Here is a 12,641-nt window from a genome sequence, read left to right as displayed (position 1 = left end):
TGTCGCAACCGTTCGCGGCTGGGATTTACGAATGGGTAAGATATGAGAGCTGATCTCGCGGTGAGCTACGGCGACGAACGGTTGCCGCGCTACACGAGCTACCCGACCGCACCGCACTTTTCGCCTGCGATCGGTGGAGACACCTACGCCGGGTGGCTTGCCGAGCTCCCGGCGGGCGCCGGCGCGTCGCTCTATCTGCACGTGCCGTTCTGCCGCGAGATGTGCTGGTATTGCGGCTGCCATACCCAGATCGTCCGCCGCGACGAGCTGATCGCGGCCTATCAGCGGACATTGCGCAGCGAGATCGTGCAAGTGGCCGACACGATCGGCCGCCGCATCAAGGTCGAGCATATTCATTTCGGCGGCGGCACGCCGACGATCATGGCGCCGGAAGCTTTCGTCGAGTTGATGGCAACGATGCGCCAGGCGTTCTTCGTGCTGCCCACGGCCGAGATCGCGGTGGAGATCGATCCTCGGACGCTGACCGCCGACATGGTGGAGGCGATGCGGCTCTCCGGCGTCAACCGCGCGAGCCTCGGGGTTCAGAGTTTCGATCCCGTCGTGCAACGCGCGATCAACCGCGTGCAGAGTTTCGAGCAGACGGCCTGCGTCGTCGACATGCTCAGGCGCGCCGATATCGCGGGAGTGAATTTCGACCTGATCTACGGGCTGCCGCACCAGACCGTCGCCTCGTGCCTGGACACGGTCCGGCGCGCGCTCGCGCTCGCGCCCGACCGCTTCTCGGTGTTCGGCTATGCCCATGTGCCTGATTTCAAGAAGCATCAGCGCATGATCAACGAGGCCGTCCTGCCCGACGGCCCTGCGCGTCACGACCAGGCTTGCGCGATCGCGAATGCGCTGAAGGAGGCTGGCTACGTGCAGATCGGGCTCGACCATTTCGCGCGACCCGACGATTCCATGGCCGTGGCCTTCGAGGAGCGGACGCTGCGACGCAATTTCCAGGGCTACACCACCGACAAGGCCGAGGTGCTGCTCGGTTTCGGCGCGAGCGCGATCGGACACCTGCCGCAAGGTTACGTCCAGAACGAGGTGCAGATCGGCGCCTACGCGCAATGCATCAGCGCTGGCCGTCTCGCCACCGCGAAGGGTTATGGGCTCACCGATGACGACCGGCTGCGCGCCGACATCATCGAGCGCATCATGTGCGAGTTCGGCGCCGATCTCGGCGACATCTGCGCGCGCCATGGCGCAGAGCCCGAGGCGATGCTGAAGTCGGCGTCGCGTCTGAAGCCGCTGATCTCTGACGGTGTGGTGAGGCTGGACGGCGACAAGCTCGCGGTCGCCAGGGACTCCCGCTTCCTGGTCCGCAGCGTCGCGGCCGCGTTCGACGCGCATCTGGATCCGGGAAAGCAGCTGCACAGCCGGGCGGTTTAGATGCTCTCTCCGTCATTCCGGGGCGCGCCTCTTTGGCGCGAGTCCGGAATCCATTGTTCCACATCACGCGCTGCACAATGGATTCCGGACTCGTGCTGCGCCCCGGAATGACAAGCTGGTGAACTGGCAACAGCTTGCGCTTCAACAAAGAAACTCCGCCGCGCTCCGCTATCGTCCTCTCGGAACGGAGTTGTCCATGTCTTTCCGATCCGACGATCTGGTCGATGACATCATGCGCACGGCGCCGCACACGATCCGTGTGTTTCTCGCCTTCAGGATGGCCTGTGTCGGCTGCCCGATCGCGACCTTCCACACGGTGGATGACGCCTGCCGCGAGCATGGCATCGACCGCGAGAAATTCCTCGCCGCGCTCTGCGACTGCGTGCCGGCGTGAGGTGGTCCGGAATTCGCGCGGGCGCGTGCGGATTCCCGGGTGAGGGCGCGCTTTCGCCGTAAGCGGAATCGCCCCTCGCTCCTATCTTGCAGGCACAGAGCAGGTAGGGAAACGTTCTGGCGCTGCTCTCACGCCGCGCCGCTGTCGGGGCTCCGCTCCGCCAGCACGACGATCCTGTGCGGTTCGCGCAGGATGATGCGCTGGCGGCCGCTCTCGACGAGACCCTGGCTCTCCCAGCCACTCAGGATGCGGCTGACGGTGTGCAGCGTGGTACCGGTCATCTGCGCGATGTCCTGGCGGCTGATCGGGAAGTCGATCTCGATGCCATGATCGAGCTTCTTGCCGGACTGCTTGGCGAGGCGCAGCAGCACATGCGCGACGCGCTGCTCGACCTGTTGGGTCGACATTTCCAGGATGCGGGTGTGGCTCTCCTGGAGGCGCGTGCCGACCGTCTGGAGCGTGTTGGCGGCGAGCGAGGGAAACCGCTCGATCAGCCGCGGCCAGGCCGAGGTCGGCCAGATCAGCACCACGCTGTCGTCGACCGCCATCGCCGTCGCCGGATAGTGCGCGGCTCCGATCGCCATCGCGAGGCCGAACGTCTCGCCGGGCGCGACATAGCGCACCACGATCTGCTCGCCGGTCGGCGTGGTCTTGGCGGCCCGGACGTGGCCGTGCAGCAGCAGGAAGAAGGACTGCGCGTCCGCCCCCTGCTCGAAGATGGTGCTGTTCTTGGGGTAACGCGCCGAGCGGGCCTCGCGCAGGATTTCCTCGAGGTCCTCCGGCTTGACGCCCCCAAACAGCGGCAAATGCGCAACCAGCGATGTGTCGACCTTGGCCATTCTGTCTCCTTGGCGCTGGGGAGTGTGATGGCACCTGCAATCGTCCAACAGTTTGCGATAGCGCAAAACGGGCCGGCCGGGCGGCAGTATTTTTCCAGACACCGGTTTGAATTTCCAGGAGTTGACCCCATGGCTGGCGCCCGATCCCGCAACTTTGAGGGCTGGCCGCTGTTTGCGAACAGCTTTCGGCCCTTTTTCCTGTTCGCCGCGATCCAGGCCGCCGTGTCGATCCTGGTCTGGCTGCCGATGTTCTATGGCGAGCTGTCAGTGACATCAGCCTTCGCCCCGCGCGACTGGCATGTCCACGAGATGCTCTACGGCTTCCTGCCTGCGGTGATCACCGGATTCCTGTTCACGGCGATCCCGAACTGGACCGGGCGGTTGCCGATCCAGGGCACCTCGCTGGGGGCGCTGCTGGTGGTCTGGCTTGCCGGGCGCATTGCGGTGATGCTGTCGGCCGACACGGGCTGGGTGTTCGCGCTTCTCGTCGATGCCGCCTTCCTGGCGCTGGTCGTCGCCGCCGCGGCGCGCGAGATCATGGCAGGCGGTAACTGGCGCAACCTGCCTGTGGTGGCGCTCGTGCTGGTGCTGCTTGCCGGCAACATCGCCTTTCATCTCGAAACGCACTTCGAAGGCACGGCCGATATCGGCATCCGCATCGGCATCGGCGTGGTCGTGCTGCTGATCGCGCTGATCGGCGGCCGCATCATCCCGAGCTTCACCCGCAACTGGCTGGTCAAGTTCAATCCCGGCCGCCTGCCGGTGCCGTTCGGACGCTTCGACGGCGCGGTGATCGGATGCAGCGCGCTCGCGCTCATCGCGTGGATCGTGGCGCCATTGAATGCCGTCACCGGCGTCGCGATGACGCTCGTCGGCGTGCTGCACCTGGTGCGGCTTGCGCGCTGGGCCGGCGACCGCACGTTCCGCGAACGGCTGCTCTTGATCCTCCACGTCGGCTATTTTTTCGTGCCGCTCGGATTCCTCCTGCATGCGCTCGCTGCCTTCGGCGCGCTGCCGCCGAGTGCGGGCATTCACGCCTGGATGGCCGGGGCGGCCGGAACCATGACGCTCGCGGTGATGACGCGCGCGAGCCTCGGCCACACCGGGCAGGCGCTGACGGCTTCGCCCGCGACACAGGGGATCTACGTCGCGATCATCGTCGCGGCGCTGGCGCGGGTCGCCGCGGTGGTACTGCCTGCGTACAGTGGCGCGCTGCTGCAAATCGCCGCTTGCGGCTGGGTCGTCGCATTCCTCGGATTTGCCATTGCGTTCGGCCCGCTGCTCGCCGGCAGCCGCCGGCGGGCGCTTGCCATCATGGGCGTGCCGGTCCCGGCACGCTGAGCTTACGCCGCGGTCTGCGAGGGCACCTCGCCCCGCATGCCCTTGCGCCATTCGGTGACGGTGCAGCCGAAACGGCCGCGGAACCAGCGTGCCATGGCGCTCTGCGCGGAGAAGCCGAGCTGCACGGCGACGTCGGCCAGCGGCCGGCGCGTGTCGTCGATCAGTTGGATCACGAGATAGGCGCGCTGTGCATCGAGGATGGCCGAGAAGCTGCTGCCTGATGCAGCAAGGCGCCGGTGGATGGTGCGCCGGGTGCAGGCGAGATGCTCGGCCACGTGCTCGACGGTGCAATCGCCGCTGGCGAGCAGGCTGCGCACGACCTCGTCGACCTTTGCCTCCCAGCTTGCGGGGCGCGTCTCGATCGCCTCGATCCGTTTGCGCAGATAATTCGCGATCAGCGGATGCGCGCTCGGGATCCGGCGCTCCATGTCGTGCGCCGACAACAGGATCGCATCGTCATCCGCATTGAAGGTGACGCGGCAACCGAAGAACTCGCGATAACGCTTGCGGTCGTGCGGCGGCGGATAATGCAGTTGCACCTCCAGTGGCCGCCAATCGCTGCTGAACAGCGACTGGATGATGCGGTGGACGCTGCCGAGCGCCATGTCGATGGCCTGACGCGGCGCGCTCGGCTGCCGGCCGCGCAGATGCAGCGTGACTGTCACGGTGTGCTTGTCGCGCGCAACATCGAGCCGCATGCCCTCGTGATGGACATGAATGAAGCGTGAGAATGCTGCGATGGCCTCGCCGACTGTCGCCTGTTCGCGCACGATCAAACCGACCGCGCCGAAATTGGTCAGGCCGCCCCGCTCGGCAAGGCGCAAGCCGAAATCTTCGGCGCCGGATGCCTCGGCCGACAATTCGAGCAAGCGGCGCAGGCCGGCGACGGCGATCGGCGTGTCGGGCTTGTCGAGGCAGGCCAGCGGCAGTCGGACCTTGCGCATCATCTGCCTGGGGTCGAGTCCGACCGATCGGGCGACCTCCGGATAATAGCTCAAGCCTGCGCTGCGAATGAGGTCGGTCATGCGACCCGTTTCCCGCCAGCCATGAGGGATGTCCCGAAATGTAAAGTTTATGTCCCCATCCGTCAAATCCGGGAACGCGTTGGAACATACATAGGGGAAACCGAAGCACTGGCGTGAATGCCGTGCTCACGACGGCGCGGTGGCGACGGGGCCCGCTGCCGTCTCGGGCCATTTGACCAAGACATTGCTGGATCGGGATGATGCCGGGAAACATGGTTTCCAAGGGTGAGGTGTTCGTCATTGAAACTGACGCGGTCTCCCGCGAGCAGCTTTCGACCGCGCTTCAACAGAGCGCCTATGACGTGATCTGCTTCGCCGATGGTGCCTCGCTGCTATCGGAGGCGAGAGCGCGGATGCCGGCCTGCGTGCTGCTGGAGATGCCGCCGGATCGCTCCGGCCTCGACGTGCTCAAGCGGCTGCGCGAGGAAAACTGCATGGCGCCGGTGCTGGTGACCTCGGCGAACGGCAGCATTTCCATGGCGGTCGACGCCATCAAGAGCGGCGCGGCCGACTTCATCGAAAAGCCGTTCCGCAGCCGTGACATCGTCGATCGTATCGATGCTGCGATCGACGAGTTCGCGCAGCCCGGCTCGAACCGGCAGCGCTGGCTGCCCGGGCGCGAACCCCTCACCGCGCGCGAAGGCGCGGTGCTCGAGCATCTCGCCGCGGGGCTGACCAACAAGGAAATCGCCCGCCGCATGCATCTGAGCGCGCGGACGGTCGAGGGCTACCGCGCCAGCATCCTGAGGAAGGCTGGCGCCCGCAACGTGACCGATCTGCTCCGCCGCATCTTCGGCCAGGGCTCTCCAACCCAGATCTGAGGCCTGGCGGGACCATAAGGCGTTCCGCGGCCACCGTGCCGCCGCCGAAGCGCCCCACGGAAACCCCAATCGAACCAGTTCCTTCCCCCCCGCGTCTCATCACGATGGCGAGGCATCTGATCGCACGCGTCCGGCTGGCGGCGCGGCGATAATGGCAGGAGGGATTTATGCGCATCATCGCGAAATATTTGGCAACCACGAGCCTGGTCCTGGTGACCTCGGCCGTCGCGGTGCCGTCACGGGCAGCCGACGTGGACGCCAAATCCGCGATCGACACGGTCACCGTCTATCCCGATGGCGCCACCGTGACCCGCGTCATTTCGTTGGATCTCGCCTCGGGTGACTCGACGCTGGTCGCCAAGGATTTTCCGCTCTCGCTCGATCCGTCTTCCCTCCGCGTCGAAGGCGAGGCGGGCGCCAAGCTGACCATCGGCACGATCGACGCGCGGCCGCCGCGTGCGGCGCCGCCCGTGAACCTGCCCGAGCTCGACAAGCGCATCGAGGCGCTCAGGGATCAGCGGGCAGACCTGCAAGGTGCGATCGACTCGGCCACCGCACGGCGCAATTTCGCGCAGCACTTCGCCGAAGCTTCGCCCGCCGGCCTCGGCGACAAGGGTGAAGCGCGCCCGATCACCGAATGGCGCGCGGCCTTTGCGGCGGTGGCTGAAGAGACTGCGACGGCGGACACTGCGATCCGCGATGCCACACGAAAACAGCGCGAGATCGATCGCCAGATCGCACAATTGGAAGTCGAGCGTTCGGCCAAGCCGCCGAGCAAGCTGGAGGTGCGGATCGACGTCGCCTCGGCCGCCGCGACGAAGGCGACGCTGCGGGTGACCTATGCCGTGCGCAACGCGCGCTGGCTGCCGCTCTACGACGCCCGGCTCGACACCGGCGCCAAGGACCGCAAGCCGCAGCTCGAGCTCGTCCGCCGTGCCGAGATCACGCAATCGACCGGCGAAGACTGGTCCAACGTGACGCTCGGCGTCTCCACGGTGCGCATCGGCCGCGGCGGCAGCGCCCCGGAGCTGAATTCGCTGGTGGCACAATATCCGCAGGTGCCGAGGCCGCTGGCGCTCGGCACGGCCTCTGATCTGGCGCGGCCCGCCCCGGTCGCACGTCAGATGCAGCCGCTGATGCCCAAAGTCGCGGAGGCTTCTGAGCCGCGTGAACGCGCCGAAGAACAGCAGGCGGTTGCCGAAATCGGCGACTTCCAGGCCACCTTCAGGATTCCCGGCCGCGTCAGCCTCGGTGCCGCCGAGGGCGCCAAGAGCCTCCGTATCGCTTCGGTGAATGTGCCCGTCGATCTGGTGGTGCGCGCCGCACCGGTGATGGACCCGACCGCCTTCCTCGAGGCCAGCTTCAAGCAGACCGACGATACGACATTGCTGCCTGGCAAGGTCGCGATCTACCGCGACGGCATCTTCGTCGGCCGCGGCAAGATCACGGCGTCGGCCAAGGACGACATCGTGCGGCTCGGCTTCGGCGCCGATGACAAGATCAAGATCGAGCGCGCAGTGCTCAAGCGCAACGAAGGCTCGGCGGGTCTGCTGGTCACGACTTCGAAGACCGACGAGCGTTCATTCAAGACGACGATCCGCAATGGTCACGATTTCCCGATCAAGGTTGCGATCGAGGATCAATTGCCGGTCAGCGAGAACGAGGACATCGTGGTCGAGATGCTGCCCGCGACCACGCCGCCCACCGCGAGCAACATCCGCGACAAGCGCGGTGTGCTGGAATGGACATTCGACGCCAAGCCCGGCGAGGCCCACGACATCAACTTCGCCTGGCGCATCCGCTGGCCGAAGGACAAGGGCATGGTGATCGTGCCGGCGGGGTAGGGAGTTTACGGTGCGATGTCATGTCCCGCCTAGCGCGCAATTGCGCACGGGGGCGGGGCATCCGGTACGCCGAGGCCTAACGATCCAATCGCTGGCGCCGCGGCGTACCGGATCGCCCGGTCAAGCCGGGCGATGACCGCATTGATGGAGCGAGATCTCACTTCGCCTTCAGGAAATCCGCGACCTCGAGCAGCATGAACTCGTCGTCGTCGGCCTTGTTGGGGTCGCGGCTGGACGAGAATGGCAGATTGTTGTCGTTGCCGACAATGATGTGGGTGTCGTCAACGCGATCGACGTTCTCGATGGTGAAGAACGGGAACGTGTAGACGCCATCATTGAGCGGCTTCCTCGCCTTCTTGTCGGGATCCTGGATCTTCATCAGGTCAATATAGCCGATCTTGCGCGCGGGCTTGCCGACATTGGCGTCACTGAGCTCGATCTTGTAGATGCGCTTGAACTTGGCGAGGTCCGGGAAGCAGTTCTCGCCGCGCTGACCTTGCGGGCAGGCCTTGTCGGCGGTGCCTTCGCCGTTGTCGCGCTCGATGACGAGGCCGGAGGCCTGATCGATCATGTTGAAGTCGCCGATGGCGTTGCCGTTCTGCTCGAAGACATACTGCCAGTAGCGGCCGGTGAACTTCTCGGCGGCGACGTCGAATTCGAGGATGCGGGAGGCTTCCTTGCCGTCGACCTTCTCCCAATCCTTCTTGTCGGTGTCCCACAGCGGCCCCTCGAGCAGGCCGTAGAGGAATTTGCCGTCCTTCGACGACGCAAAGCCTTCAAAACCCTTGGAGCGGCGGAGGTTGACGTTGGTGTAGGTCGCGCCCGGCGCGCCCGGCGTTCCCACCGCCCAGTTGTCGGGCGAGCGCACCGGCTTGCCGTCGGCGACCGTCTCGAACACGCCGAGAATCTTGCCTGATCTGTCCGCCTTCAGGATGTAGGGGCCGAACTCGTCGCCGATCCAGAAGGTGTCGCCGATGATCTGAAAGCCCTCGGTGTCGAAGTCCGAGCCAGTGAGGTAACGCTTCTGCGTGCCCTCGTGCACGATGCGGAAGGGCACCTTCTTGTCGGGATCGTGCAGGAAGATCGTCTCCAGCCGCTCGATCTTGCCGCCCGCCCAATCCATCTTGTAGCGGTTCAGATACAGCATCGAATCCGGCGAGTTCGCGCGCGCGCCCATGCCGTTGTCGGTGATCACCCAGAACGTGCCGTCGGGCATGGTCTTGATGCCGGAATGACCCTGGAGCGGCTGGCCCTTGAACGGCAGCGACACGCCGGTCGCCCGCTCATAGGACTTGCCCATCACGGTGCCGAGTGCGTCGACGCGCTTGCCCGTGGTGTATTTGCCCGAGGTCTTGAGATCGGCGGGGGCGTCGACCGGAGCGTCGATGAACGAGGCGGCCGGCATCACCACGTGGCCGGCGAGCTTGGCGGGGAATTCACCTTCGCTCTGCGCGAGTGCTGCGCTCGCGGTGAGAATGATCGTTGCGACGGTGCTGAGAAAAGTCGCGCGCATGTGCGTCTCCTGTTGGCGGACGCACGCCTTATGCGGACGGCACGTTGCAGTTTTGTGAAGCCGGGCCAAAGGCCGCGGCGGCCGTCTACTCCTTGACCGCGCCTGTCAGCGACGACACGTAATAATCCACGAACAGCGAGTAGAAGATCGCAACCGGCAGCGAGCCGAGCAGCGAGCCCGCCATCAGCGCGCCCCACTGATAGACGTCGCCGGTGACGAGCTCGGTCAGGATCGCGACCGGCACGGTCTTGTTGGCGCCGCTCTGGATGAAGGCGAGCGCATAGATGAACTCGTTCCAGGACAGCGTGAAGGAGAAGATGCCGGCCGAGATCAGGCCGGGCACCGCCAGCGGCAGTGTGATCCGCCGCAGGATCTGGAGCCGCGTGGCGCCGTCGACCAGCGCACACTCCTCGAGCTCGTACGGGATCGACTTGAAATAGCCGATCAGGAGCCAGGTGCAGAACGGCACCAGGAAGGTCGGATAGACCAGGATCAGCGCCAACGGTGAGTCGAACAGGCCGAACTGCACGACGACGGTGGCGAGCGGAATGAACAGGATCGATGGCGGCACCAGATACGCCAGATAGATGCCGAGGCCGACATAAGGACTGCCGCGGAAGCGCAGGCGTTCGATGGCGTAGGCGGCCAGCGTGCTCGCGATCAGCGACAGCGTGGTCGAGCCGATTGCCACCAACATCGTCGTCCACAGCCAATGCGGATAGGCGGTGTTGAACAAGAGGTGCTTGATATGCGCCAGCGTCGGCGAGGAGATCCAGAACGGATTGTGCTCCTTGTAGTTCATCAGCTCCGCGTTCGGCTTGAACGAGGTGATCGCCATCCAGTAGAACGGGAACAGCAGGATGAGTACGAAGCAGCCGAGCGGCAGATAGATCATCATCAGCCGCCGCAGCCCGGAATCCCAGGCCATCGTGTCGGGCGCTGCCTTCGCATCGGCGACAGCCGATTGGGCGACAGTATCAGTCATTGCTCTCTCCCTGCTGCCATTTGCGGCGCGCCAGGCCGAAATAGGAGAACAGCGTCGCGAACACCAGGAACGGGATCATCGACACTGCGATCGCGGCACCTTCGCCGAGCTCGCCGCCGGCGATGCCGCGCTGGAAGGCCAGCGTCGCCAGCAGATGGGTCGAGTTGCCGGGCCCGCCACGGGTGATGGCGTAGACCAGCTGGAAGTCGGTGAAGGTGAAGATGATCGAGAAGGTCATGACGATGGCGAGGATCGGCATCATCATCGGGAAGGTGATGTAGCGGAAGCGCTGCCAGGCGCTGGCGCCGTCGAGCATCGCAGCCTCGTAGAGCGAGGGCGAGATGGTCTGAAGCCCCGCCAGCAGCGAGATCGCGACGAAGGGAATGCCGCGCCAGATATTGGCGGCGATCAGCGAGAAGCGCGCCGGCCAGGGCGAGCCGAGGAAGTCTATATTGCTGTCGCGCCAATGCAGCACGTCGACCAGCAGGTAGGAGATGATCGAGAATTGAGGATCGTAGATCCACCAGAACGCCAGCGCCGACAGCACGGTCGGCACGATCCAGGGCAGCAGGATGATCGCACGCAGCACGCTCTTGAAAGGAAAATGGTTGTTGAGCAGCAGCGCGAGCCAGAAGCCGAGTGCGAATTTCCCGAACGTTGCGATGCCCGTGTAGACCACGCTGTAGAACACCGCGTTCCACCACAGGGAATCGGTGAGCAGATACTGGAAATTCTCGAAGCCGACGTAGATGCCACGCCGGCCGATCGTGGTGTCGGTGAAGGCGAGCCAGACGCCGAGGCCGAGCGGATAGGTCAGGAAGACCGCGAGCAGCCCGATCGCAGGCGCCAGACACATCGCGATCAGGAACGGCTTGTAGTCGAACAGGCGTACCAGCCAGTTCGGCTGCCGCTGGGCTAGGGCAGGGGAGGAGAGGGTGGTCACGGACATCAGTTTGTTGTCCCGTCTGTGAAAGTCACTCCACCGTCATTGCGAGCGAAGCGAAGCAATCCAGTCTGTCTCCGCGGAGATAGTCTGGATTGCTTCGTCGCAAGTGCTCCTCGCAATGACGGCCGCTTTGTCGTCGCCCGTTACCGGTTTTGCCGCCGGAAGTACCGCTTGCAGCGTTGCTCGGCTTCTGCGGCAGCGGCCTCCGGCGTGGCAGCGCCGGTGGCTACGGACGAGAACATCTGAATCAGCACGTAGTCAGCGCTGACGGCACCCGTCGCGGTCGAGATCGGGCCCTTATAGCCGTCATAATAGGTGCTGTTCATGGTGTCCTTGAACAGCTTCACCTTGGGATCCTGCGACCACACGGCGGCTTCGGCATAGGCGGCCAGCGGCTGTGACCAATAGCCGGAGTTGGCATTGAGCCACGGCTCGTACTGGTCTTTTTCAAGCATGTATTGCAGGAATGCCTTTGCCGCGTTGGGGTACTGGCTGTGCTTGAACACCATGGCGTTCAGCGTCAGGCCCGCCATCGGCGAGACCTTGGCCAGGCCCTTCGGCAGCAACTGATGTTCGCTGTCCTCGGCGATCGCCTTGGTCGCGGGGTCGTTCTTCAACGAGAAGTACAGCGAGACGCCGTTGGCGGTCAGGGAAATCTCCTGCGAGGAGTAGGCGCGGTTGTTGCTGACGTCGTTCCACGACGTCGTGCCGGCGATGAAGGTCGGGTAGAGCTGCTTGACCCAGTTCAGCGCGGCAATCGTCTCCTTGCTGTTGATGACGACGTTGCCGTCCTCGTCGAGCAGGGAGCCGTTGTGCGACCACAGCGCCCAGTTCGCAAAACCGTTGCCGTCGCCCTTGGCGTTGCCGAGCGCGAAGCCGGCCGGCTTGCCGGCCTTGTGCAGCTTCTGGCACAGGTCGACGATTCCGGCATGGTCTTCCGGCACCTTGTCGAAGCCGACCGATTGCAGAATCGACTTGCGGTAGATCAGGGGACCGGCGGTGGCGCCGAATGGCAGCCCGATCCAGGCGTCGCTCTTGTTCTTCTTGCCGTAGCGCTGCGCCAGCGGCAGCCAGCCGCCATAACGCTTGCCGAGATAGTCGGCGACATCAGTCAGCTCGATCAGCTTGTCGATATAGATGTGCGGGGCATCGGAGAAGCCGATGATGATGTCGGGGCCGGCGCCGGAATTCGAGGTCACCGCGGTCTGCTGGTTGATGTCTTCCCAGCCGACGAAGTCGACCTTGACCTCGACCCCGGTCTCCTTGGTGAATTTTGCCGCATTGGCGCGGAACACGTCCTCGTCGGCCTGGACGAAACGCACCGGGCGCAGCATGCGCAAGGATGCGCCTTTCTCGATGTCGCGTTTGGGCGCCGCCACATCGGCGGCCTTGATGTTGGATTGCGTTGTTTGCGCTGCAGCACCAGTGGCCGCGAGCGTTGCAGCGGACAGGCCCAGCGCCAAGGCATCACGACGCGTGATGTCGTTCCTCATCAGTTCCTCCCTAAATGTCTCCCTTCCCGGCGTTGATCGCCGGTG

The 12,641-nt window shown here is 64.8% G+C and carries 11 protein-coding genes; 5 read left to right on the top strand and 6 right to left on the bottom strand.

What is annotated here, in order from left to right; genetic code table 11:
• Nucleotides 1-42: 42 nt before the first annotated feature.
• Nucleotides 43-1,395: an oxygen-independent coproporphyrinogen III oxidase gene (hemN, locus tag XH85_RS41130; protein WP_128936466.1), complete on the top strand. Its 1,353-nt coding sequence runs from the start codon at nt 43-45 to the stop codon at nt 1,393-1,395.
• Between the two features lie 196 nt (nt 1,396-1,591).
• Nucleotides 1,592-1,789 carry a DUF1858 domain-containing protein gene (locus tag XH85_RS41125; protein WP_091888479.1) on the top strand — a complete coding sequence of 66 codons (198 nt, stop codon included), beginning with the start codon at nt 1,592-1,594 and terminating at the stop codon, nt 1,787-1,789.
• Nucleotides 1,790-1,917: 128 nt separating this feature from the next.
• Here XH85_RS41125 and XH85_RS41120 read toward each other — a convergent pair whose 3' ends face one another.
• The gene (locus tag XH85_RS41120) at nt 1,918-2,628 is read right to left on the bottom strand and encodes a Crp/Fnr family transcriptional regulator (protein ID WP_091888281.1); all 711 of its coding nucleotides are present in this window, start codon (nt 2,626-2,628) and stop codon (nt 1,918-1,920) included.
• Nucleotides 2,629-2,757: 129 nt separating this feature from the next.
• Here XH85_RS41120 and XH85_RS41115 point away from each other — a divergent pair, with 129 nt between their 5' ends.
• Nucleotides 2,758-3,969 (top strand): NnrS family protein, encoded by a 1,212-nt coding sequence (locus XH85_RS41115; RefSeq protein ID WP_128936465.1) that lies wholly within the window; start codon nt 2,758-2,760, stop codon nt 3,967-3,969.
• A gap of 2 nt (nt 3,970-3,971) precedes the next feature.
• Here the strand turns inward: XH85_RS41115 and XH85_RS41110 are convergent, their stop codons facing one another.
• Nucleotides 3,972-4,994 carry an AraC family transcriptional regulator gene (locus XH85_RS41110; protein ID WP_128936464.1) on the bottom strand — a complete coding sequence of 341 codons (1,023 nt, stop codon included), beginning with the start codon at nt 4,992-4,994 and terminating at the stop codon, nt 3,972-3,974.
• Between the two features lie 200 nt (nt 4,995-5,194).
• On the opposite strand from XH85_RS41110, the gene XH85_RS41105 reads away from it, so the two are divergent.
• Together XH85_RS41105 and XH85_RS41100 are read left to right on the top strand one after the other, a co-directional pair.
• A complete protein-coding gene (locus tag XH85_RS41105) occupies nt 5,195-5,815 on the top strand; it encodes a response regulator transcription factor (protein ID WP_128937608.1) in 621 nt (206 codons plus the stop codon).
• Between the two features lie 167 nt (nt 5,816-5,982).
• Nucleotides 5,983-7,659, top strand: a complete 1,677-nt coding sequence (locus XH85_RS41100; protein WP_128936463.1) for a mucoidy inhibitor MuiA family protein — start codon at nt 5,983-5,985, stop codon at nt 7,657-7,659.
• Between the two features lie 157 nt (nt 7,660-7,816).
• On the opposite strand, the gene XH85_RS41095 is transcribed toward XH85_RS41100, so the two are convergent.
• The 4 genes from XH85_RS41095 to XH85_RS41080 form a co-directional block, all read right to left on the bottom strand.
• The gene (locus tag XH85_RS41095; RefSeq protein WP_128936462.1) at nt 7,817-9,172 is read right to left on the bottom strand and encodes an esterase-like activity of phytase family protein; all 1,356 of its coding nucleotides are present in this window, start codon (nt 9,170-9,172) and stop codon (nt 7,817-7,819) included.
• Between the two features lie 85 nt (nt 9,173-9,257).
• On the bottom strand, nt 9,258-10,157 hold the full coding sequence (locus XH85_RS41090) for a carbohydrate ABC transporter permease (protein ID WP_128936461.1): 900 nt from the start codon (nt 10,155-10,157) through the stop codon (nt 9,258-9,260).
• Nucleotides 10,150-11,106: a carbohydrate ABC transporter permease gene (locus tag XH85_RS41085; protein ID WP_128936460.1), complete on the bottom strand. Its 957-nt coding sequence runs from the start codon at nt 11,104-11,106 to the stop codon at nt 10,150-10,152. Before XH85_RS41085 ends, XH85_RS41090 begins: the two co-directional genes overlap by 8 nt.
• 140 nt (nt 11,107-11,246) lie before the next feature.
• A complete protein-coding gene (locus tag XH85_RS41080) occupies nt 11,247-12,596 on the bottom strand; it encodes an ABC transporter substrate-binding protein (RefSeq protein WP_128936459.1) in 1,350 nt (449 codons plus the stop codon).
• Nucleotides 12,597-12,641: the final 45 nt, after the last annotated feature.

It is taken from the genome of Bradyrhizobium zhanjiangense (assembly GCF_004114935.1).
Classification (GTDB): Bacteria; Pseudomonadota; Alphaproteobacteria; order Rhizobiales; family Xanthobacteraceae; genus Bradyrhizobium; species Bradyrhizobium zhanjiangense.
Note: the sequence above shows the minus strand (reverse complement) of the source record. Positions and strands in the feature narration are given on the sequence as shown.